This is a genomic window from Microbacterium aoyamense (genome assembly GCF_023155855.1).
GTDB classification, from domain to species: domain Bacteria; phylum Actinomycetota; class Actinomycetes; order Actinomycetales; family Microbacteriaceae; genus Microbacterium; species Microbacterium aoyamense.
In genome coordinates this window covers 370,557-392,886 of record NZ_JAKNUT010000003.1, presented here as the reverse complement: position 1 = coordinate 392,886, position 22,330 = coordinate 370,557, and the positions used below count along the sequence as shown (strand labels likewise).

At 68.9% G+C, this 22,330-nt stretch carries 19 protein-coding genes; 7 read left to right on the top strand and 12 right to left on the bottom strand.

What is annotated here, in order from left to right:
* Positions 1 to 55 precede the first annotated feature (55 nt).
* From MA876_RS11000 to MA876_RS10985, 4 genes are all read right to left on the bottom strand, one after another.
* On the bottom strand, positions 56 to 2,266 hold the full coding sequence (locus tag MA876_RS11000; protein ID WP_372491518.1) for a glycoside hydrolase family 3 C-terminal domain-containing protein: 2,211 nt from the start codon (positions 2,264 to 2,266) through the stop codon (positions 56 to 58).
* An 11-nt stretch (positions 2,267 to 2,277) separates the two neighbouring features.
* Entirely contained in the window at positions 2,278 to 3,702 is a 1,425-nt protein-coding gene (locus MA876_RS10995; protein ID WP_248148794.1) for an MFS transporter, read from the bottom strand.
* 65 nt (positions 3,703 to 3,767) lie between these two features.
* Entirely contained in the window at positions 3,768 to 5,585 is a 1,818-nt protein-coding gene (locus MA876_RS10990) for a sulfatase (protein WP_248148792.1), read from the bottom strand.
* A complete protein-coding gene (locus MA876_RS10985) occupies positions 5,582 to 6,184 on the bottom strand; it encodes a PadR family transcriptional regulator (RefSeq protein WP_248148790.1) in 603 nt (200 codons plus the stop codon). The genes MA876_RS10990 and MA876_RS10985 overlap by 4 nt, the downstream gene beginning before the upstream one ends.
* Positions 6,185 to 6,219: 35 nt before the next feature.
* On the opposite strand from MA876_RS10985, the gene MA876_RS10980 reads away from it, so the two are divergent.
* Both MA876_RS10980 and MA876_RS10975 read left to right on the top strand, forming a co-directional pair.
* A complete protein-coding gene (locus MA876_RS10980) occupies positions 6,220 to 7,155 on the top strand; it encodes a formylglycine-generating enzyme family protein (protein ID WP_443677190.1) in 936 nt (311 codons plus the stop codon).
* A gap of 262 nt (positions 7,156 to 7,417) precedes the next feature.
* Entirely contained in the window at positions 7,418 to 7,816 is a 399-nt protein-coding gene (locus MA876_RS10975) for a hypothetical protein (protein ID WP_248148786.1), read from the top strand.
* 21 nt (positions 7,817 to 7,837) lie between these two features.
* Here the strand turns inward: MA876_RS10975 and MA876_RS10970 are convergent, their stop codons facing one another.
* The 3 genes from MA876_RS10970 to MA876_RS10960 form a co-directional block, all read right to left on the bottom strand.
* On the bottom strand, positions 7,838 to 9,157 hold the full coding sequence (locus tag MA876_RS10970; protein WP_248148784.1) for a threonine/serine exporter family protein: 1,320 nt from the start codon (positions 9,155 to 9,157) through the stop codon (positions 7,838 to 7,840).
* Between the two features lies 1 nt (position 9,158).
* Positions 9,159 to 9,299 (bottom strand): anaerobic C4-dicarboxylate transporter family protein, encoded by a 141-nt coding sequence (locus tag MA876_RS10965; protein ID WP_248148782.1) that lies wholly within the window; start codon positions 9,297 to 9,299, stop codon positions 9,159 to 9,161.
* Positions 9,300 to 9,397: 98 nt separating this feature from the next.
* Entirely contained in the window at positions 9,398 to 10,252 is an 855-nt protein-coding gene (locus MA876_RS10960) for a sulfurtransferase (protein WP_248148779.1), read from the bottom strand.
* 265 nt (positions 10,253 to 10,517) lie between these two features.
* On the opposite strand from MA876_RS10960, the gene MA876_RS10955 reads away from it, so the two are divergent.
* Genes MA876_RS10955 through MA876_RS10945 form a run of 3 tightly spaced genes read left to right on the top strand, consistent with a single transcriptional unit; the run spans position 10,518 to position 13,464 of the window.
* A complete protein-coding gene (locus MA876_RS10955; protein ID WP_248148776.1) occupies positions 10,518 to 11,621 on the top strand; it encodes an amino acid ABC transporter permease in 1,104 nt (367 codons plus the stop codon).
* On the top strand, positions 11,618 to 12,406 hold the full coding sequence (locus MA876_RS10950) for an amino acid ABC transporter ATP-binding protein (protein WP_248148774.1): 789 nt from the start codon (positions 11,618 to 11,620) through the stop codon (positions 12,404 to 12,406). The genes MA876_RS10955 and MA876_RS10950 overlap by 4 nt, the downstream gene beginning before the upstream one ends.
* 47 nt (positions 12,407 to 12,453) lie before the next feature.
* Positions 12,454 to 13,464 carry an ABC transporter substrate-binding protein gene (locus tag MA876_RS10945; RefSeq protein ID WP_248148773.1) on the top strand — a complete coding sequence of 337 codons (1,011 nt, stop codon included), beginning with the start codon at positions 12,454 to 12,456 and terminating at the stop codon, positions 13,462 to 13,464.
* A 66-nt stretch (positions 13,465 to 13,530) separates the two neighbouring features.
* On the opposite strand, the gene MA876_RS10940 is transcribed toward MA876_RS10945, so the two are convergent.
* Entirely contained in the window at positions 13,531 to 14,631 is a 1,101-nt protein-coding gene (locus MA876_RS10940; RefSeq protein WP_248148772.1) for an FAD-dependent oxidoreductase, read from the bottom strand.
* 258 nt (positions 14,632 to 14,889) lie between these two features.
* Here MA876_RS10940 and MA876_RS10935 point away from each other — a divergent pair, with 258 nt between their 5' ends.
* Positions 14,890 to 15,615, top strand: a complete 726-nt coding sequence (locus tag MA876_RS10935) for a GNAT family N-acetyltransferase (RefSeq protein ID WP_248148771.1) — start codon at positions 14,890 to 14,892, stop codon at positions 15,613 to 15,615.
* Between the two features lie 11 nt (positions 15,616 to 15,626).
* On the opposite strand, the gene MA876_RS10930 is transcribed toward MA876_RS10935, so the two are convergent.
* From MA876_RS10930 to MA876_RS10920, 3 genes are read right to left on the bottom strand one after another with little or no spacing between them, the layout of a single operon-like run.
* Positions 15,627 to 17,510, bottom strand: coding sequence for an FAD/NAD(P)-binding protein (locus tag MA876_RS10930; protein WP_248148770.1), 1,884 nt, complete (start codon positions 17,508 to 17,510; stop codon positions 15,627 to 15,629).
* Positions 17,507 to 18,868 (bottom strand): NtaA/DmoA family FMN-dependent monooxygenase, encoded by a 1,362-nt coding sequence (locus MA876_RS10925; protein ID WP_248148769.1) that lies wholly within the window; start codon positions 18,866 to 18,868, stop codon positions 17,507 to 17,509. Before MA876_RS10925 ends, MA876_RS10930 begins: the two co-directional genes overlap by 4 nt.
* On the bottom strand, positions 18,865 to 20,070 hold the full coding sequence (locus MA876_RS10920; protein WP_248148768.1) for an LLM class flavin-dependent oxidoreductase: 1,206 nt from the start codon (positions 20,068 to 20,070) through the stop codon (positions 18,865 to 18,867). Before MA876_RS10920 ends, MA876_RS10925 begins: the two co-directional genes overlap by 4 nt.
* Before the next feature lie 178 nt (positions 20,071 to 20,248).
* Between MA876_RS10920 and MA876_RS10915 the strand changes: the two genes are divergently transcribed.
* Positions 20,249 to 21,865 carry an MFS transporter gene (locus MA876_RS10915; RefSeq protein WP_248148760.1) on the top strand — a complete coding sequence of 539 codons (1,617 nt, stop codon included), beginning with the start codon at positions 20,249 to 20,251 and terminating at the stop codon, positions 21,863 to 21,865.
* Between the two features lie 21 nt (positions 21,866 to 21,886).
* Here MA876_RS10915 and MA876_RS10910 read toward each other — a convergent pair whose 3' ends face one another.
* Positions 21,887 to 22,267 (bottom strand): rhodanese-like domain-containing protein, encoded by a 381-nt coding sequence (locus tag MA876_RS10910; RefSeq protein WP_248148758.1) that lies wholly within the window; start codon positions 22,265 to 22,267, stop codon positions 21,887 to 21,889.
* Positions 22,268 to 22,330: the final 63 nt, after the last annotated feature.

The window sequence follows — 22,330 nt, the reverse complement described above, 5'->3', positions numbered from 1 at the left end:
TGGGTGTGACGGTGTGAGGCCGGGCGGATCGCCGCCCGGCCTCACACCCCCATTGTCAGGAGTTCGCGTTTGCGGCGGTGAGAAGCTGTTCGAGCTGCTCGCGAGTGCCACCGCCTCCGAACATCAGCGTGCGCTCGATCGGGATGCTGGCCATCATGCGCGCCATGTCCGTGCCCATCGCATCGCCCTCGGGCACGTCAGGCATCGACATCGCCTGGGTGAGGAGCGCTGCGGCGACCGGGTTCGCCATGACCTCCCCCATCGTCGAATCGAGGGTCAGCGGGAACGACACGGCGTCACCGGCGAGGTCCACCTCTACGCGGGTGCGGATGTCGCGGCTGGACGACCCGACCGATACGACGTAGCGGCCACCCTCGAGAACGAACCGGTCGAGGCGCACATCCCAGTACTCGAGGTCGCTTCGATCGATGCGGATCTCGACCTCCCGGCGTTCGCCGGGCTGGAGGTCGACGCTTGCGAAGCCCGCGAGCGCGCGCGGCACCCGGACCTGCTCGGAGTCAGGCACGGCGACATAGGCCTGGACGACTTCGCGACCGGCGCGATGGCCCGTGTTGATGACGTCGAGGGCGACGACGACGGTGTCAGCGTCGACCCGGGTAGAGGCCTGTCCGTACTCGAACGTCGTGTACGACAGGCCGTGGCCGAACGGGAACGCGACCTCGAGGTCGCGCGCGTCGTACCAGCGGTACCCGACATACAGGCCCTCCGAGTACCGGACGTGCTGGTGCTCACCCGGGAAGTCGAGGTAGGCGGGCGTGTCTTGGATGCGCAGCGGCACCGTCTCGGTGAGCTTGCCCGAGGGAGACACGACGCCGAACAGCACATCCGCGATCGCACCGCCCCCGGCCTGGCCGAGCAGGTTTCCGTCGAGGATCGCCGGGGCGTGGGCGGCGACGTCGCGTAGGTCGAGCACCCCGCCGTGCGACAGCACGACGACGACGTTCGGCTGAACGGACCCGACTGCGACAAGCAGCTCGATCTGCTCGACCGGCAGGTCGATGTGCTCGCGGTCGAAGCCCTCCGATTCCTGGCGGGCATCGAGCCCGAGGAACACGATCGCCGCATCGGCCGCGGCCGCGGCATCCACCGCCTCGCTGACCAGGGCCGACTGCGCACCGCTGCCGTCGACCGTGAATCCCTGTGCGAAGGTGACCGATGCGTCCCCTGCGGCGGCCCGGATCTCATCGAGGGGCACGTCGACGCGAGTCGGGTTCACGTGCGAGCTTCCGCCGCCCTGATACCGGGGCTTCTCGGCGAAGGAGCCGATGACCGCGATGGATCCCGCCGGTGCCAGCGGAAGCATCCGATCTTCGTTCTTCAGCAGCACGATCGAGCGAGCGGCGGCCTCTCGGGCGAGCGCGTGATGTTCGTTGACGTCGTACGTCGCACCATCGATCTGAGCGGCGGTCGCTTTGCGCGCGAGCGCCTCGACGCGGTGCGCTGCACGTTCGACATGAGCACGATCCAGGGCGCCCGACTCGACAGCCGCGACGACCTCTGCGTCTCCAGTGCCGCCGTCGTAGGGCATGGTGAGGTCGAGGCCTGCCGCGACCGATGCCACACGATCGCGCACAGCCCCCCAGTCAGAGACGACGACGCCCTCGTATCCCCATTCGTCGCGCAGCACCTGGGTCAGCAGGAAGGGGTCCTCCGAGACCTGCACCCCGTTGACGCGGTTGTACGAGCACATGATGGTCCACGGGTCGGCCTCTGAAACGACGCGGCGGAAGCCTCGGAGGTAGACCTCGCGCAGCGGTCGCGGATCGACGTCGGAGGTGGCCCGCATGCGGTCGTGTTCCTGGTTGTTGAGCGCGTAGTGCTTCAGTGATGTGCCGACGCCGCGGCTCTGCACCCCCGAGACCCACGCCGCGCCGAGCACACCGGACACGTGCGGGTCTTCGGAAAGGTACTCGAAGTTGCGACCACCCAGAGGCGAGCGCTTGATGTTGATGCCGGGGCCGAGCAGCACGTGGACGTTCTCAGCCTGGCACTCGTCGCCGAGTGCCTCGCCGACGCGGTGGATCAGCTCGGGATCCCAGCTCTGGCCGAGACCGGCCAGAGGAGGGAAGCAGGTGGCGGGCACACTGCCTGCGAGGCCGAGGTGGTCCGCCGATCCGGTCTGCTTGCGCAGACCGTGGGGGCCGTCGGTGACGAAGATCGCGGGGATGTCGCCGACCGCCTTGGTGGTCCAGAAGCTGGCTCCGGAGCCGAGGCTTGCGGCCTCTTCTGTGCTCAGGGATGTCATGGTCATTCCTTTCAGATCGCCTGGCCGTGGGCTTCGGCGTCGAGGATGTGGGCGCGGCGCGCGTCGAGGTCGGCCTCGAGCGCGAGCCGGTCCTTCTTGAACGGCCGGTAGAGCAGCGAGAGCCAGACGGCGTTGACGACCATGACGCCACAGACGATCCAGAGCATCACTCCCTGGAGTCCGATCGTCGCCGCCAGCGCCCCGCCGAGCACGGAGTAGATCGCGAAGCCGATCGATTCGATGATCGAGACGAAGATCGCGAATGCGGCACCGCGCAGCTCGGGCGGCACGATCGCCATCACCAGCGGGCGGTTCACGGCGGGGTTGAGGCCCTGGGCCAGACCGCACAGTCCGAAGAGGACGAGGTACGGCATGATCCCGCCGTACACGACCTGGGTGGTGAAGAAGGCGAACACGGCGAACAGCAGCTGCGCGGCCTGGAGCATGGCGATGCGGCCGTAATTGACGCTGACCTTGTTGAGCCAGTCCGAGAGCAGACCGCCCGAGACGTTTCCGAGGAGGAAGCCGATGCCGAACGGTGCCATCACGGTTGCTGCAAGGGCGACGTCGAAGCCGAACTCCTGCACGAGCATCGTGACGCCGAAGACGGAGAGCAGCATGTGGCTGGAGAGCAGGCGGCTGACCAGGAGGATGAGGTAGCTGCGGATGGTGAGGAGCTTGCGAACCTTGGCCCACGTGATCTTCGAGGCAGCCTCGCGCTCCTCCTTCGAGAAGGTCTTGAGCTGCTCTTCGCCGCCGCCGGTGCCGGGATCCTTGTAGAACGCGAGGATCAGCAGGCCGAAGACGACGTTGAGCGCGCCGAAGAAGAAGAAGCCGTAACGCCAGCCGTCCTCGATGTTGGCGAGGCTGCCGATGAGCGGTGCCAGCAGCGCTCCGACGGCAGCGGTGCCACCGTAGACCCAGCCGACGACGCGGCCGCGCTTCTTGTCTTCGAACGAGTCTCCGATGACCTCGGGGACGAGCACGTGGGCGGCCGCGGTGCCGGCGGCCATGACGCCGTAGAGCACCAGCAGCTGGGTGAAGTCCTGCGCGAGACCCGCGGCCGCTCCCCAGACGCCCCAGAACCCGGTGGCGATCGCGAGCACCCACCTGCGGCCGATCTTCTTCGAGAGGAACACCCACGCGGGTCCCGCCACGACGCCGACGACGCGGCCGACGGCGGCCAGGATGCCCAGGGCACTGGTGGCAAGACCGAGCGCGGCGGCGATCACGGGGAAGAGGGTCGTCGCCATCGAACCCTCGCCGCCGTCGGCGATCATCGATCCGCCGAGGATGACGAGGTTGGTTTTGCGGCGCGGCACGCCGCCCTTCTTGTCGAGGTCGCCGTGACGGATCGCGGCGGTGACGGTGGGTGCAGAGGCCGCAGGCGCCGGGGTGTACCCGGCTTCGGCGGGGGTCGTGCTTTCGGTGGTCATGGTCACTCCTTCGTGAATGGTGCGTGTGGTGAGTCGGGTCGTGGATGGATGGGGGAGGTGGGCCGTCAGGCGGGTTCGACAGGCACCGGCTGATCGGACGTCTCAGCCGCTGTAAGCAGCTGTGCGAGTCCGGCCAGCACGGGTCGGGGCAGGAGGCCGACCATCATTGCCGCGATCTGCAGCAGGCTCATGCCGCCGATCATCTGGATCATGGGTCCGCCCGCGAGCATCGGCGCCCGTTCGACGAGCACCGCGCGGGTGCGGGCGTCGGCCAACAGCTGCGAGATCGGGGTGTCGAGGATGACACCGTCGGCGCCGAAGTCGTCGGCGCGTGCTGCGGGCGCCAGCGACAGCTGCAGCATCTGCCACTGCGCCTCGATCAGCAGATGCTCTGCCGTGAGCTCGCCGTAGGCGGGAAGCCCGAGGCGTGCGAACTGCTCGGCCGGGGCATCCGCCGCGAGCATCGCATCGCGCAGCGCCGTCGCCAGCTGAAGCTCGAGGTCGGCGTCGCCCAGCGGCGCGACCTGCTCGGGATCGGTGTGCAGGTCGAACAGCTGGGTGCCGAAAGCAAACGGGCTCACCCACGCCTGAGCAGGCGTCTTCAGCACCTTGAGTCCCTTGGTGAACGGCAGCGGGTCGACGAGTTCTGCATTGGTGAGCTGCTGCTGCGGGAAGAACCCGGTCATCACCGTCGGCATCAGCGTGTGCTCCGAGAGAGGCTGGTTCTGGGGCGTCGCAGATGCGCGCATGTACACATAGCGGCCGTCGGTCACGCACACATGCCCGCCGAACACACCGAACAGTCCGTACTCGCGCACCGGGGTGTCGTCCGCGACGACCGGCGCGAGCGAGGCCCCCTGCATGTCGCCCGTCGGGTCGACGCCGAAGAAGTCGAGCAGCGTCGGGCCGAAGTCGATGGTCTGCACGAGGGCTCCGCGGCGCTCGCCCGCGACCTGTGCGCGAGGGTCCCACACGAACAGCGGGTTGTGGATCGTCTCGTCGTACCAGGGCTGTACGTTCTTACCCCACCAGCCGTGCTCGCCGAGCATGAAGCCGTGGTCGGTGCACACGATGAGCATCGTGTCGTCCCACATGTCGTGCTCGTCCATGAGGTCGAGCACTCGACCCAGCGATTCGTCGCACATCGTCAGCAGCGCCGCATACTCCGCTCGGGCATGCTCGACCGCTTCGGGGGCCTCGGTCACCTTGGCGTAGTCGGGCCAGTCGAAGTGCGGACCGTCGTACTCGGCCCCGGCGTAGTGGGTCTTGTACTCGGCGTAACTGAAGAAGGGCTCGTGCGGGTCGAACGTCTCGATCTGGACGAACCACGAGTCTTCGCCCTTGTTCGTCTCGATGAACTCGACTCCCGCGTCGAACGTGAGGGTCTGCGGGTGGTCGGCCTTGTCACCGAGATGAGCGCGGTTCACCCAGTCCTGTCGCCACAGCTTCGGCTTGACCTTCGACGTCATGCCGAGGGCGTCCGGAATCTCAGGATCGGCGATCTGCCCCTTCCAGGGATCGCCCTCCTGACCGCGGAAGAACTCGTACGTCGAGTAGCGGTTGTGGTAGGTCGCGCCGCCGTCCTCCCAGTAGTGCTGGTGATCCGTGGCCAGGTGCGTGTGGACCCCGGCCGACTTCAGCATCGACGGCACCGAGTCGTCGAACGGCTCCAGCGGACCCCACGACCGATGCAGGAAGTTGTAGCGCCCCGTGTGCATCTCGCGCCGCGCCGGCATGCACGGCATCGATCCGCCGTAGCAGTTGTCGAACGTGACTGTGCGAGAAGCGAGCCGCTCGAAGTTCGGAGCGTGCACCCAGTCGCCGCCGTAGGTCGGCAGCATCCGGCGGTTCAAGCTGTCGAACATGACCATGATCGCCCTCATGCGGACTCCTCCTCAGCGTCGGCAGGCGACGCGGTCTGTGCGATGTCGGCGATGAGCAGCGCCCGGATCTCTTCCAGCCAATCCATCCAGCGGTCGACGGAGTCGGCACCGAAGACATGCATCTGCTCGCCATAGCGAGCGGAGCGCTGCATGTCGAGCCCCGGGATGGGCTCGACTCCGACGTATCCGCGCTTGCGCACGCGACTGGCGGCGACCTGAGCCCGGCGATAGGCGAGTTCGGTCTCGACGACCCGCAGAGCGGCCTCGATGTCGAGCCCGATCGTGAAGGAGAACCGAGTGTTGAAGTCGGCGTCCTGGAAGCGGCTGGTCGGCTGATACGGCGAACGCACCCACTCCAGCAGCACCTGCTGTCCGATCTCGGTGATGCGATACACCTTGGCGTCAGGCCTGCCCTCGCGCGGGTCGACCTCGAACTCGACGAGACCGTTCTTCACCATCCGCGCCAGCTCGCGATAGATCTGGCTGTGGTGGGTGTTCGACCGGATGAACTGGCCCTCGACGTCGAACCACTTCATCAGCTCATAGCCGTGGTAGGGCTTGTTCGCCAGAACGCCCAGCAGCACGTGCTCGAACTTCATCGTCGCTCTCCTCTTCGTCGAGAACCTGATTTTCTATGTGCAACTGCACATATGTAACTAGTGTTATAGCTTGCTTGAATCTGATGTGTCAAGCTTTCGCTGTGACGACTTCACCGACGGATGCCGCGACCTGCCTGATACCCGCGGACCGCTACCTGCTCGGCGACGCCTTCGACGAGGGGTACCCCTTCGACGCCGAGAGCCCCCAGCGTGAGGTCGAGCTCGAGGGCTTCGACATCGACGCGACCCCTGTCACGAACGCCGCCTTTCGACGCTTCGTCGATGCCACCGCATATGTGACCGAGGCCGAGACCTTCGGTGATTCGGCTGTTTTCCACCTCGCCGTCGCGGCTCGACCCGAGCACGTGCGCGGGAGATTCGGCAGTGCACCATGGTGGCTGTCGGTCGCCGGCGCCGACTGGCGGCATCCCAACGGGCCGCTCTCGAGCGTCGACGGCCTCGACGACCACCCCGTCGTCCACGTCTCATGGGCCGACGCGCAGGCGTACGCGGCCTGGGCGGGCAGGGCACTTCCCACCGAGGCCCAGTGGGAAGCCGCTGCGCGCGGCGGCCTGCGCGGTGCCCGCTATGCCTGGGGCGACGATCTCACCCCGGGCGGACGGTGGATGTGCAATATCTGGCAGGGCCGATTCCCCACGCACAACACCCGCGAGGACGGGTGGCTCACGACGTCGCCGGTCGGGACCTACCCCGCGAACGGGTTCGGACTGGTCGACGTCGCGGGCAACGTCTGGGAATGGTGCGCCGACCGGTTCGAGACAGTGGCACCCGCATCCAGCTTCGGCGCGCGTTCGCTGCCCATCGTGCAGGAGGAGCGGCGCGTCACCCGCGGCGGCTCATACCTCTGCCACGAGTCCTACTGCAACCGATATCGCGTCGCCGCACGCACCGGCAACACCCCCGACTCGACCATGGGCAACTGCGGATTCCGCACAGTCAGCGCCACCTAGAGCCGGGCTCCGCGTGGACACCAGGCGGACGTAGACCCCGCAGATTGAGCCCCATCTTCACTGATCGAGACCGAACGACACGAGGCTCGGAAATCGACCGGGAACCCCTGATTTTCCGCGGCAGAATGACTCACTCCGGCAGGATTCCGCGCTTCCTGAGCAATCCCGAAAAGCGCGCGGCCGGCGACTCCCGCCGTCGCGTCCACTCGCCTCGACGCACCCCGGGGTGTCGGATGTCGCACCCAGGTGCGACGATCACGGGATGACGCGCTACGCCATCGATTCCGGCACCGCACTCCGCCTCATCCGCGAGAGCATCACGGTGCCCTCAGCCCATCAGCTCGTTGCGCCGGCGATCCTGCGCTCGCACGCACTCTCGACCCTGTACCGCGACGTGCACGCCGGCAGGCTCGACGAGCGGACGGGACGCCGGCAGCTCGAGGGCGTCGCCGAACTCAAGGTTCGCCTGCTCGGCGACCGGGTGTCTCGATCGACGGCGTGGAAGATCGCCGACCAGCTCGGGTGGGATGACACCGAACTCGCCGAGTACCTCGCCGTCGCGAAGCTCCAGTCCGACGCGCTCGTCACCGACGATCCCGCGCTCGTCGCCGCAGCGGCCGGCATCGTCGCGCTCGCGAGCTGGGACGACCTGCTGACCTGAGCGGTTCCCCGCGCCTCCCGGTCAGCGCCGTGAGCTCCGCCACCAGCGCGTGAGCCGCTCGCCCAGCGTCGACGGCGTCTCGGCGTCGCGGTCGGGCGGCAGCGCCACGGCGAACTGCACGACCTCCTCCGTCCCGTGCCGCACCGCGCGGTACAGCGCGGTGCCGATGAGCACGCCGAGCGCGATGGACATGACGGAGACCAGGGCGGCGACGAAGTCCGCGGCCGTGCCGTCCTCGGCAACCGCCTCGGTGAGACCGACGAGACCCGCGGCCCCCGGAACGAGCAGCCAGAACGCCGGCAGGAACGTGAGTTGCGAGGGCGCGCCCTTCGGCAGCGATGCGATCCACAGCACGAGAGGCGTCATGGCGACGGCTCCGACGAAGCCGCTGACCGTGGCATCCAGCACCAACGCTCCTATCGTCTGCGCCGTGTAGGCGACGACGAGCACGAGGAGCACCCACCCGAACGTCGACGGCGGCGACGAGAAGTGCAGGTAGTTGCCGACGGCGAAGACGAGGACGCCGAGATAGGGCACCCACCACGGGAGCCCATCGCTGGACTCCACCGTCTGATAGGCGGACGAGTCGACCCCGACGACCGCCCCCGCGGCGAGGATGCCGAAGGCGAGCAGCGCGAGCTGCACGAAGCCGTACACCAGGCGCGACGCGCCCGCCAGCATCTGACCGGCAGCGAGCTCGACCGTCGCGGTCGTGAGCGCACCCCCGGGGAGGAACGTCACGAGCGGCGCGATGAGCAGGTGGATGGGATCACCGATGTCGATGACGGTCGCGAGGAGGAAGACCGCGATCGCACTGCCGAAGGCCGCCACGACGGGCATGATCAGCTGCAGCGTGGGCGAACGGACGAGCTTGAGGACGCCGATGAGGGCTCCGAGCCCGAAGGCGATGAGCACACCCTGCCACGTCGGGGCGAGCAGCAGCGCGAGTCCCGCCGTGAGGATCGCATGCCCGAGCGTGCGGACCGCCCAGCCGAAGCGCGGCTTCATCGCCCCGATCTCGTTGAGGCGATGGATGCCGTCGGTCGGCGTGACCTCGGCTCGCTTCGCCTGCTCGAGCAGCGCGTACAGGGCGGCGATCTGATCGAATCGGAACGACGCGTTCTGAGCGGACCGCAGGACGACCCTCTCGTCCTCGCCCGAGGTCTGGACGAGGATGACGGTCGGGAGGATCACGAACTCGCTGTCGGCGCGGCCGTACGCCTGCGAGATGGCCTCCATGGTCGATCGGATCCGATCGACGGATTCGGCCGAGGCGTTCATGCCCTCGGCGAGACCCAGCAGGAACCTGCTGAGCGTCGCCTGGTCCGTGACCTCCGCCATATCAGGACAGCACGAACGACAGCGAGACGCCGACGATGATCGCAACGCCGATGCACACGAGGTTCGGCAGTTGGAACGAGTGGACGAAAACGAACCCGCCCATCTTCGTCGTACCCGCTCCGGTCGCCACGACGTGCGCCATCGGTCCTCCTGAATCGACGAAGCCCTTGCCCGACAACCTATCGATCGAGGGAGCGCACGTCGAGGCTCTCCGCGCTCAGCCGGCGGGGGGAACCTTGGTCACCAGCCGCTGAACGCGTCGGCCGGCGTGCGGCCGACGGCGACCGCACGCCCGCGGCTGCGCGACCACTGACTCCAGGCCCCCGTGTAGACCCGTGTCTCGATGCCCGCTTCGGCGAAGGCGAGCGCCGAGTGGGTCGAGGCGATGCCCACACCGCAGTAAAGGACGATGTCGCGGTCCGGATCGACGCCGCTCGCCTGGATGATCCCGCGGATCTCGCGCGGCGAGCGCAGGGTTCCGTCGCCCGCGATGTGCGCGACGGTCGGAAGGTTGACCGCTCCGGGAATGTGTCCGGCCGCGGGATCCTCGCCGCTCACGCGCCCGCGATAGTGATCGGGACCGCGCACGTCGACGAGCACGCCGGTCGCCGGCGCGCGTGCCGCGTCGTCGATGGATGCCGCGCCAGGGTCCTCGTCGAGGAGTCGCACCGTACCGGGAGCGGCCCCGTGATCGCCCGACTCGACCGGCAGACCGCGCCTGACCCAGGCGCGGATCCCCCCGTCGAGCACGCGGATGTCCACGCCCCGCCGTCGCAGCAGCCACCACGCGCGAGACGCCGCCACGGCGTCGTTGTCGTCGTACGCGACGACGAGGTCGCCGCCGTCGATGCCCCATCGGCGTGCCGCGGACTGCAGCTGATCCAGCGCGGGAAGCGGGAAACGCCCCTCTTCGGGATGCCCGGCACGCGAGAGGTCGTGCTCCAGGTCGACGTATACAGCCCCCGGGATGTGCGCGGCGAGATACGCCGGGCGCCCCTGCGGGATGTCCAGTCGCCAGCGCACGTCGAGCAGCCGCACGGGCCGGTCTTCGGCCAGCGCGGCGCTGAGCGCCGGGACATCGATCACGTGGGGCATGAATACAGCGTCGGATGCCCGCCCCTCGCGTGCATCGTGTGTCGAAACACGACGCAAGATGACGAAAGATCCCGACACATTCCTTCACACGACCCCCCGGGGCGCTGCTCGTGGCCGCGGGACGCGTCGGCCGACGTGTGTTAACGCGTGAGTCGCAACATTTCGGGATGTGATCCGGGTCTCCTCCCCGGCTGAAGCCCCCGACCTACCGTGATCGGACACCTCGGCTCGTCGGGCCGGGACGACACGAACGGAGGAAGCGGCCATGACGACGACTGCTGACGATCGCATCCGCGAAGACGGGCGCCGGGACGCGGCATCCCTCGTCGACGACCGGGCCGACGCGCCCCCCGCGCGCGACCGTGTCGACCTCGGGACGATCCGAGTCGTGCACACACGACACTGGTTCCGTTGGGTGCTCAGCGCGCTGATCGCCTTCGCCGTCGCGCAGTTCGCGTGGTCGCTCGTGACCAACCCCAACTACGAGTGGGGGGTCTTCGCGGAGTACTTCTTCACCGAGCCCGTACTGCGCGGCGTGGGCTTCACCCTCTCGCTCACGGCGATCTCGGCGACCATCGGATTCCTGCTCGGCACCGTCCTCGCGCTCGGGCGACTCTCCAAGTCACCACTGCTGCAATCCGCCGCCTGGCTCTACATCTGGTTCTTCCGCTCGGTGCCCCTCGTCGTGCAGCTCGTCGTCTGGTACAACCTCGGCTACCTCTACCCAACGCTGGGCCTGGGCACTCCGTTCACGACGGACTTCTGGATCGTCGAGTTCCCGACGGTGCAGCTCATCAGCGGGTTCGCGGCGGCGATCCTGGGCCTGAGCCTGCACCAGGCGGCGTACTCGGCCGAGATCGTGCGGGGCGGCATCCTCTCGGTCGATCAGGGTCAACTGGAAGCCGCGGCGGCCCTCGGCATCCCCTCGGGCAAGCGGCTGCGCCGCATCATCCTGCCGCAGGCGATGCGCTCGATCGTGCCCAACGCGACCAACGAGGTGATCGGCCTCGTCAAGGGCGCATCGGTCGTCTTCGTCATCGCGATCCCCGAGCTGTTCTACGCCGTGCAGGTCATCTATATGCGCAACAGCCGCGTCATCCCGCTGCTGCTCGTCGCCGTCGTCTGGTACACGATCATCACGACGATCCTGAGCATCGCGCAGTACTACATCGAACGGCACTACGCCCGCGGCTCGGTGCGCGTGCTCCCGCCGACGCCCCTCCAGCGGGTCCGCCGCTGGGTGTCGGAGCAGTGGTCGCGGCTCGGCGACTCCCCCGCACGACCCGCCCCGTCGGAGGACCCACGCAACGTGCCCTCGCTTCCCATCCGGCCGGCTGCCGGCATCGACGCGAACGAGGAGACACGATGACCATCGCAGCCGCCGCCCCCACGAAGGGTCTCGTCGAGATCCACGACGTCCACAAGAGCTACGGCGGTCTCGAGGTGCTCGCGGGCATCGACCTCACGATCGCGCCCGGCGAGGTCGTCGCGATCCTCGGACCGAGCGGGTCGGGCAAGTCCACCCTCCTGCGCACGATCAACCATCTGGAGAGCGTCGATCAGGGTTCGGTCACCGTGGACGGCCAGCTCATCGGCTATGAGCTGCGCGGCGACAAGCTCTACGAGCTGCGCGAGAAGGACATCCTGCAGCGGCGAACCCAGATCGGGATCGTCTTCCAGAACTTCAACCTCTTCCCGCACCTCACGGCCATCGAGAACATCACCGAGGCGCCGCTCGCACTCAAGCGCGCATCGAAAGCGGATGCCCGCGAGCAGGCCCTGCAGCTGCTCGCGCGGGTCGGGCTGAGCGACAAAGCCGATCACTTCCCGAGGCAGCTCTCGGGCGGGCAACAGCAGCGCGTCGCGATCGCCCGCGCGCTCGCGCTCGACCCGAAGGTGCTGCTCTTCGACGAGCCCACGAGCGCCCTCGACCCCGAGCTCGTCGGCGAAGTGCTCGATGTCATCCGCACACTCGCGAGCACCGGAACGACTCTCGTGATCGTCACGCACGAGATCGGGTTCGCGCGCGAAGTCGCCGACCGCATCGTGTTCGTCGACGGCGGCCGAATTCTCGAGGAGGGCCCGCCCAGCAGGGTTCTCGTCGCCCCGGAGCACCCGCGCACGCGGGAGTTCCTCGCCAAAGTCCTGGCCTGACGCGCACCGCGAAGGTTCCGGCATCCACACAGATAGAGAGACACAGCATGGCCATCAGCAAGAAGCAGGGCGTCGCCCTGGGAGTGGGAGTCGCCGCGGTCGCGGCGATCGTCGGCGGCGTCTTCGCCGTCGTGAACCTCAACGCCGGGAGCGCGGAGGCGGCCCCCGGCGGCGAGGCGACTCCGACCGCCGAAGCGAACACGACGACCGAAGAGATCGAGTGGTTTCATCTCGACGGCCCCATTCCCGAGGCCGTCGCAGCGCTCGAGGCGAGCGGTTTCGAACCCATCGAAGCGGGCAAGCTCACCGTCGCGGTCGGCGCCTTCGTGCCGCCGCTGAGCTACCAGCCCGACGGCACGTCGGCTGCGACCGACGTCGCAGGAACAGAGCCGAACCTCGGCGCGCTCATCGCCGAGGGACTCGGACTCGAGTACAACCCGCAGGTCGTGGCGTGGGCCGACTGGCCACTCGGCATCCAGTCGGGCAAGTACGACCTGATCGCCGCGAACGTCACAGTGACCGAGGAACGCAAGGAGCTCTATGACTTCGCGAGCTACCGCCAGGACCTGCTCGGGTTCTACGTGAAGTCCGACAGCCCCATCGAGTCGATCGCGGAAGCCGCCGACATCGAGGGCCTGAAGATCATCGTCGGCTCGGGCACCAACCAGGAGCAGGTCCTCCTCGCGTGGAACGAGGAGCTCGAGGCGGACGGCAAGCAGCCCGCCGAACTCCAGTACTTCGACGACACCGCCGCGGCGACCCTCGCGATCCAGTCGGGTCGTGCTGACGCGAACTTCGGCCCGAACGCGACATCGGCCTGGGCCGCCCGCGAGACAGGCGACACCAAGCTCGTCGGCATCGTGTCGGGCGGATGGCCTCTCACGGCCGAGATCGCGGCCGGTACGGCGAAGGGCAATGGCCTCATCGAACCCGTCAGCATCGTGCTGAACGCGATCATCGCGGACGGCACGTACACCGATCTCCTCGAGTTCTGGGGACTCGAGAGCGAAGCGATCGAGCAGTCGGTGGTCAACCCCGCGGGGCTTCCCGCGTCCTGACCTTTCGAGGCGGGGGCGGCGTCATGAGCGCCGCCCCCGCTTCCTGTCGTGCGCCGAGCGTCGGCGTCAGCGCGTGACCAGATCCGCCAGCACGCGGCCGATCGTCGGGGCGAACTTGAAGCCGTGCCCCGAGAAGCCGGCGCCGAGGGCGACCGGTCCGACCCGATCGAGCGCGAACGCGGCATCCGGCGTCGACGTGTACGTGCACGAGATCTCGACACCGCGATCCGCATCGACGCCAGGCAGCCACTCCCGCGCGTAGCGACGGACCGACTCGGCGAGCGCAGGCTCGGGCAGATAGGTCCGTCGGTCGGGGTGCACCACGGGCCCGACGCCGTGCCATCCGGCCTTGACGCCTTCGCCGGGAACGCCCATGCCATAGACAGCGGTCGGGAACCACGCCGTCGTCGGGTCGTCGGGCGACGGGGCGTGATTGAAGCCCGGCCAGTGCTCGGGGGCGGGTGCGAGCGCCGCGAAGGTCGCGGGCTGCTCCTGGGTGACACGCAACGGCGGCAGCGCGAAGGTCGCGCCGAGGGCGGCGAGCACATCCGTGGTCCACGCGCCCGAGGTCACGACCGCGCGGCGCGCAGTGAGGGTGTGCTCGACTCCCCCGGCATCGCGCACGACGAGGTTCACCCGATCGTCGAGGACGGCTCCGGCCACGACCCTGGTTTCGGCGAGCACGCGGGCGCCCAGCTTCGCCGCCGCCGAAGAGAACGCGAGGACCGCGCGATCCGCATGCAGTCGCCCCGCCTCGGGCGTGTAGAGGGCGGGCCCGTCGAAGCGCAACCCGGGCCAGCGCCGTGCCGCCTCCGCTGCGTCCAGCATCTCGGTCAGGAATCCGCCCGCGGCGATGTCGACGGCAGCCGATGCGTAGTCGCGTCCCGGTCCGTGGTTGACGATTCCGGTGCGGGTGAGGAGCTGAGCGCCGGTCACTCGCTCGAGCTCGCGCCAGTCGGCGGCGGCTTCGTGCAGCCAGGCGAGCAGCGTCGGATCCTCGTAGCCGAGGTTGAAGTTGCGCGACGTGCCGTGCGAGGCGCCGTAGCGGTGCCCGATCCCGAACCGCTCGACGAGGACCACGTCGACACCGCGGCGCGCCAGCTGCCACGCGGTCGCGGTACCCATGACTCCGCCGCCGATGACGACGACCTCGGCATCGACGCTCACGCGCCGTGCGCCTTCGTGCAGCAGGTCACGTGCTCACCACTTTCGTCCGGTCCGCGAGCGCGGGCATCGGCCCAGACTCGCACTCACTGCGGACGCCCCGGGGCGGCACATGTCACACGCCGTCATCCGAAGCCACGAGGACGTGGATAGCCGCCGATTTCGTCGACGGATGTCGGAACCTTCCCGCGTCGGACTGATCGATTGCGCGAAGTTTCGACGTCGCTTGCGATGAGGGGGGAGCAAGCACATTCTGAGCTGATGCCGCATACCTCCCTCGGTGCCCCGTCCGCGCTCTCGCCCCACGACGAGGTCATCCTCGACAACCCGGCGTGGTACGCGCTCACGGGGCCGCACAGGCACTTCGCGATCGGCGGCGATCTGGTGCGCACCTACCCCGACGACGTCGCGCCGTTCCTCGCCGTGCGCACGTGGGACGACCCCGGCGTGTGGGATGCCTTGATCGACCTCGTCGGTCCCGGCGCGGAAGTGGGGTACTCCGGCGCCGATCCCGAGCTTCCGCCGGGATGGGAGGTCCTGTGGCACGGCGAGGGCGTGCAGCTCATCGAGACCGCGGCCCTCGCTCCGAAGCCCGATGACGAAGCGGTCCTGCTCGGCGCGGACGACGTCGACGAGATGCTCGCGATCGTCGAGCGAAATCAGCCCGGTCCGTTCAAGCCGCGCACGCACGAGCTCGGCCGGTACGTCGGCATCCGGCGGGACGGGCGACTGATCGCGATGGCGGGTGAGCGTCTGCACCCCGACGGATGGACCGAGATCAGCGCCGTGTCGACCGACGAGCAGTACCGAGGCCAGGGTCTGGCCTCGCGCCTCGTGCTGGATGTCGCGTTCCACATCCAGCAGCGCGGCGACCGCGCCCTCATGCACGCCGCCGCGACCAACGTCGGCGCGATCGCGATCTACGAGCGACTCGGCTTCGCGTTGCGCCGGCGCACGACCTTCGCCGCGGCACGGACGCCCGCCTGACTCCAGCCTCGTCAGACGCTGCCTGCGACAGGGACCCCGAGCCGGAGGACGATCGCGCCGGCGACCCGGTCGGTCTGCCGGAGCGAGAGCGAATCGGTCGCGGGGCGAGTGAACGCCCCCGCTTCGGTCTGGGACGTGAACGGCCCGATCGCGAACAGCGCGCCGTGCTCGACGTCGTCCCCGCTCAGCACCCGACCGTCGTCGGTCACGCGGACGCGGCCGAGCGAGCCCTCGTACTCGGCATCGGCGATCCGCAGCTCGCTCCCGTGCACGGTCGCCAGCTCGCGCAGCGCGTGGTTCGTGCTGCGCGCCGCATTCGACGCGGGCAGCCAGGCATCGATGAGCGCGCCTGCGATCGTCTCGCCGGGGGTGCGGGCGCTGGATGCGACGAACCCGCGCTCCTCGACGGCGATCTCGACGTCGGGCCCGAGGAAGTCGACGACGCCTGCGTCGGCGAGGGCGATCAGCTCCTCCAGCCGATGTGGCGGCGGTCCACTCGCGAGGTAGCTGAAGAACGTGTGCCAGCGCACCGGCAGCGTGTGCGCGCGCGACCGCGCGTTCCATCTCTCCTTCGGGATCTCCGCCAGCGCCAGGAACGACAGCAGTCCCGCGATGAAGACGCCCTGCGCGGGGCTGTGCTCTTGCGTCGTGCGGAGTCGGAGGTCCTGCGCGATGTGGGTGCGGACGCGCTCGTGCGCGTCATCCCCATCCACGAAGGACGCGTCGGCGAAGGGGCGGTCGAAGCCCGCCACGTCGAAGCGGTCGAGCGGATCCGGCACCGCCCCGGCGATCGCATCGAAGAGCCGCGGATCGTCCCACGCCAGTTCGTCGAGCGTGCCACGGAAGTCGGACCAGCTCGCGCCGACCCGGTCGGGGTGCCCCGTGAACAGTTCGCGGTAGTGCCCGTAGAGCAGTTCCTTCGCGATCGACGGCCAGACGTCGCGCTCGAAGTCGAGCGGTTCGTCCGACACCGCGAGCGCTGCGATGACCTCTGCGGTGAGCACGTCGCGCCGGGGCGGATCGCCCTGCAGCGTCGAGGTGACCTTCGAGCGGTACGGCACGCCGCGCCGGGACCCGAGGTGCAGACGCGGTTCGCTGCCCGACGCGAGGTAGCGCAGCGCCCCGTGGGCATCGCGCTCGAATCGTCCGCCTCGGCCCTGTGTGAGCAGCACGACGAGGTCGACGGCAGCCAGACCCATCCCGCGCACGAGAACGTCCGCCCCCGCATCGATCGCCGACAGATCGGCATCGGCCGTGTAGGCCGGCGGCACATAGACGAGCCCGCGCTCCCGAGATCGCAGGAGGAGGTCGGCGGACGCCGGGTCGATCTCGCTCTCGGTGTGCCCGATGCAGTAGGCGACGGCATCCGCCGCAAGTTCTCCGCCGCTCTCGAGCACGACGACGTGCCCACTTCCGGCATCCGGTCGCACCGAGCGCACGGTGTCGGTGATGACCCGCACGGTCACACCATCCGGAGCGCCCGCGACCGTGCGGCGGAAGAACCAGTCGAGGTAGTGGCTGTGCAGCCGGCGCGTCGGGAAGCCGTCGGGCGCGAGCGATGCCGCTTCGACGGCCGACAGCTCGTCGAGTTCCACACCGTCGAGCAGGCCGGCTCGCCAGAGGGCGAGCCACTCGTCCAGCGCGGGTCCCGGCCGGACGGGGCCGTCGATCGTGCAGCTGTCGTCGGTGAACACCGTCACGTCGCGCGTCATCGAGTTGAGCTTGAGCAACGGCGACTGCGCGTGCCGCCAGATCCGACCCGCTCCGGGCGGGTGAGGATCGATGAGCGCGACGTCGAGCCGGGTGTGCTCGTCCGCGCGTGCCAGCACGCGTTCCAGGAGCATGACGGCCCGAGGGCCGGCTCCGACGAAGACGAGCCGCGCAGGAGCCGTCATCGCGCCGCGACGACAGCCGGATGCGGCGCCGGAAGGCCGAGCAGGTCCCGCAGCGTCGCCCCGTCTTCGTAGGACTCGCGGTACGAACCGCGCTCCTGCAGGAGCGGCACGACCTTCTCGGCGAACTCGTCGAGACCGTGGGGGGTCACGTGGCCGACCACCGTGAAGCCGTCGGTCGCCCGCTCCTGCACGTACCGGTCGATCTCGGCCGCGATGTGGCCGGGGGTGCCGACGAACGTGTGATTCGCCGTGAGGCGGATGACGGTGTCACGGATGCTGAGCCCCTCGGTCTCGGAGACCTCCCGCAATGCGCCGATGCGCTTGCCGACGGCCGCATGCCGGTTCGCCCAGCCCTGCGCCGTCGCCGCACCGGTGTCGGGTTCGATGTCCGGCAGTGGGCCGTCGGGGTCGTACTGCGAGAGATCGCGGTTCCAGACGCCCTCCAGGTAGCGGATGGCGATCTCGGGGCGCACCTGAGCCAAAGCGATCTCGCGCGACCGCTCCGTCGCCTCAGCCGGCGTATCGCCGATCGCGAAGGTCACGGCCGGGAGGATCTTGAGCGAATCCTCGGTCCTACCCCATGCCGGCAGCTGCCCCTTGACGTCGTCGTAGAACGCGCGGGCATCGTCGAAGCCCGTGTGCAGCGAGAAGATGACCTCCGCGTGCTCGGCGCCGAACCGCCTCCCGTCGGCGGAGTCGCCCGCCTGAACGATGACGGGTCGCCCCTGCGGCGAGCGCGGCACGTCGAAGAGGGCGTCGACGTCGAACTGCGGCCCCTGATGACGCACACGCGAGGGCACCCCGTCGCCGAGGAACTCGCCGGTCGCGGCATCCGCTCGAACGCCGTCCGCGGGCCAGGAATCCCACAGATCCTTCGCGAGAGCCGCGAACTCCCGCGCTCGCTCGTATCGGTCGGCGTGGTCCAGGAATCCCCCTCGACGGAAGTTCGCGCCGTGGAAGGCGTCCGAGCTCGTCACGGCGTTCCACCCGGCGCGGCCGCCCGAGAGGTGGTCGAGGGTCGCGAGCTGGCGCGCGAGCTCGTACGGCTCGTTGAAGGTGGTGGTGAGCGTGCCGACCAGTCCGACATGCTCCGTGATGCCGGCGAGTGCCGCGAGGATCGCGAGCGTGTTGGGGCGGCCGAGGACGTCGAGTTCGTGCACGCGACCGTTGTGCTCGCGCAGCCGGAGTCCCTCGGCGAGGAAGACGTAGTCGAACAGGCCCCGTTCGGCCGTGCGGGCGAAGTGCTCGAACGACGAGAAGTCGATCTGGCTGCCCGCCGCGGGGTCGGTCCAGACGGTCGTGTTGTTGACGCCGGGGAAGTGCGCGGCGAGATGGACCTGGCGAACGGAACGGCTCACAGCGCGACCTTCTCTCGGACGTAGCGGCTCGCGGGTCGGGCGAGGCCGAGGCGTGCGCGCAATGAGGCGCCGTCGGTTTCTCGCAGGGCGCCCGTCGACCGCAGAATCGGCGTCACCTTCTCGGTGATCGCGATGACGTCGGCGGGCTGACGGGCGGGACGCAGGCGCACGCCGTCGACACCGGATGCCGCGAGCCCACGCACGGCGTCCACGACATCGCCCGGGGTGCCCACGATGACCCGCGCGTCGGATGCGAGGGGCTCGCCCGCCCATTCGTCGAGCTGCTCGGCCGCCGAACGGGCGGCTCCCGGGGTGTCCTCGATCAGCACGACGAGGTCGACGAACACCCGCAGCGGCTCGAGAGCGCGGTCCCGTTCGTCGGCCGCGGCGTCCAGCTCGGCGCGGATGGCGACGAGGCCCGACTCGTCGTGCGGCGTCACGTAGACGAGGTCGGCGCGCTCCGCCGCGAGACGGAACGGCACCGTCTGATGCGCGAGCACGGAGATCAGCGGCCGACCCTGCGGCGAGCGCGGAACGATGGATGCCCCCGTGATCGAGAAGAACTCCCCCTCGAACTCGATGTTGTGCACGCGGTCGGCGTCGAGGAACCGGCCGCTCGCGACGTCGCGGATGATCGCGTCATCCTGCCACGAGTCCCACAGCCGAGCGAGGACGTCGGCGAACTCGCCGGCTTCGCGGAAGGCCGCGAGGATCGCGGGCGCGTCCTCCACGCGACCGGAGGCGGGGATCTCGTCCACACCGATGGCACGACGGCCGAAGTTGGCGCGCTCGGCCGCCGACGCTCCGGCGATGAGACGGACCCCGGCGCGTCCCCTGCTCGCGAAGTCGAGAGTCTGGATGCCGGTCGCGACATGGAACGGCTCGGTGTGCGAGGTCGTGACAGTGGGGAGGAGGCCGATGCGGCGGGTGAGCGGAGCCGCGTAGGACGCGATGAGGAGGGCGTCCAGGCGCCCGCGTACGCGGCCCGGGCGCAGGGCGTCGACCGACTCGAAGCGATCCGTCAGCGAAAGACCGTCCTCGATCGTCGCCAGGGCGATCCCTGCATCGTCCGACGCCCGCAGCAGGTCGCGCCAGTATGCGGGTGACGTCAATGAACGCGGGTGGGCGGAGGCCGCACGCCAGGCGGCGGGATGCCAGCCGGCGCGCTCCAGCGCGATCCCGAGATGAACCTGATGGGTCACGATGTCTCCTCCCCGCCGCGAGGCGCGACGATCGATCTTCACTTTCCCGTCGCGCCGCGGCGTCCTCCAACGGCGGATGACACATGACGACTCACGACGCCCGACGACGTAACGAAAGCCCGAGATCATCCGTGACGGGCGATGACGCAGCGGGTCATGGAGAAGTACGGTGCAGTGCATGAAGCGATGGTTCGTGCTCGTCCTCCTGGCGGTCTCGCAGTTCGTGATGATTCTCGACAGCACCGTCATGAACGTCTCGATCTCGACGGTCGCCGCCGATCTCGGCACCGACATTTCGGGCATGCAGGCGGCGATCACGTTCTACGCGCTGACGATGGCGGCGTTCATGCTCACGGGCGGCAAGCTCGGGGACAAGTGGGGGCGCAGTCGTGCGTTCCGAGTGGGGTCGATCGTCTACGGGATCGGGTCGCTGACGACCGCCCTCAGCCCGAATCTCACGGTGCTCATGCTCGGCTGGTCGCTCGTCGAGGGCCTCGGCGCGGTGCTCGTGATCCCCGCGATCGCGGCGCTGGCCGCGATCAATTACTCGGGAAGGGAGCGCATCGTCGCGTTCTCGGCTCTCGGTGCGGTGACCGGCTTCGCCGCAGCCGCAGGCCCGCTGATCGGCGGACTCGTGACGACCTACGCGTCCTGGCGGTACGTCTTCGTCGGTGAGACGATCGTCATGATCATCGTCCTGCTCGTCTCGGGACGGATCAGGGACGTCGAACCTGATCCGAAGCTGCGGATCGATCTGCTGAGCGTCGTGCTGTCCGCCAGCGGAATGGCGATCCTCGTCTTCGGTCTGCTGCAGAGCAAGACATGGGGATGGATCGTCCCCCTCGACCCCCCGGTCGTCGGCGACGTGATCATCGCTCCTCTCGGCGTCTCGCCGGTCGCTTATCTGATCCTCATCGCCGTCGTCGTGCTGTGGCTCTTCTTCCAGCGTCAGCGCGCTCTCGAACGATCGGGCCGCAAGCCGCTCCTCTCGGTGAGCCTGCTGCGCATCCCCGCCCTGCGCAGCGGACTCACGATGTTCATGGCGCAGTACTTCGCGATCGCCGCGCTGTTCTTCGTCGTGCCGGTCTATCTGCAGACGATCCTCGGCTACGACGCACTGCAGACGGGGTTGAAGATCCTGCCGCTGTCGGTCGGCCTGATTCTGTTCTCGATCCTCGGGTCACGCCTCTCGACCGTCCGCTCGGCACGCAATCTGGGGCGGATCGGGCAGTTCACGCTCGCGGCCGGCGTGCTGCTCGTGCTCGGCGCGATCCAACCCACGCTCTCCGGCTGGCTCTTCGCGGTCGGCATGTTCGTCGTCGGCGCGGGCTTCGGCCTCCTCGCATCGCAGCTCGGCAACGTGAACATGTCCGCCGTCGGCGAGAAGGACACCTCCGAGGTCGGCGGCCTGCAGGGCACGTTCCAGAACCTCGGGTCATCGTTCGGCACGGCCGTCGTCGGGTCCGTCTTCATCCTCATGCTCACGAGTGGGTTCGCAACCGCGGTCGAGGGCGACGCATCCATCCCCGAAGACGTGCGGCAGCAGGTGGTCGCCGCCACCTCGATGGGTGCGCCGATCCTCTCGCAGGAGCAGGCCGAGACGGCGCTGACGGATGCAGGAGCCACGGCCGAGGTCGCCTCCGACGTCGCGCAGGCCTACGCCGATGCGCAGGTCGAGTCACTCCAGCAGTCGCTGTTCCTCGTGTTCGCGCTCACCGTGATCGGGCTGCTCCTCTCGCGCGGGCTGCCCGCGAAGGTCGTCGCATCGAGTGACAAGCCGGCAGCCTCACCGTGAACGGCGGGGCGAGCGGGGCGGTCAGACCTCTGCGGTCGGTGCGCCGGATTCCTTCCACGCCGGGAAGCCGCCGTCGACGTGTGCGACGTTCGTGAAGCCCTTCGCGCGGAGCTGCTCGGCGACCGGCCCGGACCCGCGGATCGACCCGCAGACGATCACGATGTCCTGATCCCACTCCGTGACTTCCGCGAGCTTCTCGGGAGAATCGATGAGGAACTGCGCGTCGAGGTTCTCACGATCGCCACGCACCGATCCGGGGATGACCCCGTCCCGCGCCCGACCCGCGTCGCTGCGCACATCGATGACGAGGGCTCCGCCGGCCGCGCGCTGCGCCGCCTCTTCCGGGGTGATGAGCGGTGCGTCGTACGTGGGTTCGGTCTCGACGGGGGTCGAATCGGCCATGCGGGGTCCTTTCGAGCGTGCGGATCTCGGTTCGTCCGTCACGCTACGTCGGCCCTGGCATCG

What these genes read in the sequence shown, in the direction of transcription:
- MA876_RS10930 (WP_248148770.1), bottom strand. Translation starts at nt 17,510, where the DNA reads ATGACGGCTCCTGCGCGGCTCGTCTTCGTCGGAGCCGGCCCTCGGGCC.
- MA876_RS10975 (WP_248148786.1), top strand. Translation starts at nt 7,418, where the DNA reads ATGACGCGCTACGCCATCGATTCCGGCACCGCACTCCGCCTCATCCGC.
- MA876_RS10990 (WP_248148792.1), bottom strand. Translation starts at nt 5,585, where the DNA reads ATGAGGGCGATCATGGTCATGTTCGACAGCTTGAACCGCCGGATGCTG.
- MA876_RS10910 (WP_248148758.1), bottom strand. Translation starts at nt 22,267, where the DNA reads ATGGCCGATTCGACCCCCGTCGAGACCGAACCCACGTACGACGCACCG.
- MA876_RS10995 (WP_248148794.1), bottom strand. Translation starts at nt 3,702, where the DNA reads ATGACCACCGAAAGCACGACCCCCGCCGAAGCCGGGTACACCCCGGCG.
- MA876_RS10965 (WP_248148782.1), bottom strand. Translation starts at nt 9,299, where the DNA reads ATGGCGCACGTCGTGGCGACCGGAGCGGGTACGACGAAGATGGGCGGG.
- MA876_RS10985 (WP_248148790.1), bottom strand. Translation starts at nt 6,184, where the DNA reads ATGAAGTTCGAGCACGTGCTGCTGGGCGTTCTGGCGAACAAGCCCTAC.
- MA876_RS10960 (WP_248148779.1), bottom strand. Translation starts at nt 10,252, where the DNA reads ATGCCCCACGTGATCGATGTCCCGGCGCTCAGCGCCGCGCTGGCCGAA.
- MA876_RS10935 (WP_248148771.1), top strand. Translation starts at nt 14,890, where the DNA reads ATGCCGCATACCTCCCTCGGTGCCCCGTCCGCGCTCTCGCCCCACGAC.
- MA876_RS10970 (WP_248148784.1), bottom strand. Translation starts at nt 9,157, where the DNA reads ATGGCGGAGGTCACGGACCAGGCGACGCTCAGCAGGTTCCTGCTGGGT.
- MA876_RS10915 (WP_248148760.1), top strand. Translation starts at nt 20,249, where the DNA reads ATGAAGCGATGGTTCGTGCTCGTCCTCCTGGCGGTCTCGCAGTTCGTG.
- MA876_RS10955 (WP_248148776.1), top strand. Translation starts at nt 10,518, where the DNA reads ATGACGACGACTGCTGACGATCGCATCCGCGAAGACGGGCGCCGGGAC.
- MA876_RS11000 (WP_372491518.1), bottom strand. Translation starts at nt 2,266, where the DNA reads ATGACATCCCTGAGCACAGAAGAGGCCGCAAGCCTCGGCTCCGGAGCC.
- MA876_RS10950 (WP_248148774.1), top strand. Translation starts at nt 11,618, where the DNA reads ATGACCATCGCAGCCGCCGCCCCCACGAAGGGTCTCGTCGAGATCCAC.
- MA876_RS10945 (WP_248148773.1), top strand. Translation starts at nt 12,454, where the DNA reads ATGGCCATCAGCAAGAAGCAGGGCGTCGCCCTGGGAGTGGGAGTCGCC.
- MA876_RS10980 (WP_443677190.1), top strand. Translation starts at nt 6,220, where the DNA reads ATGTGCAACTGCACATATGTAACTAGTGTTATAGCTTGCTTGAATCTG.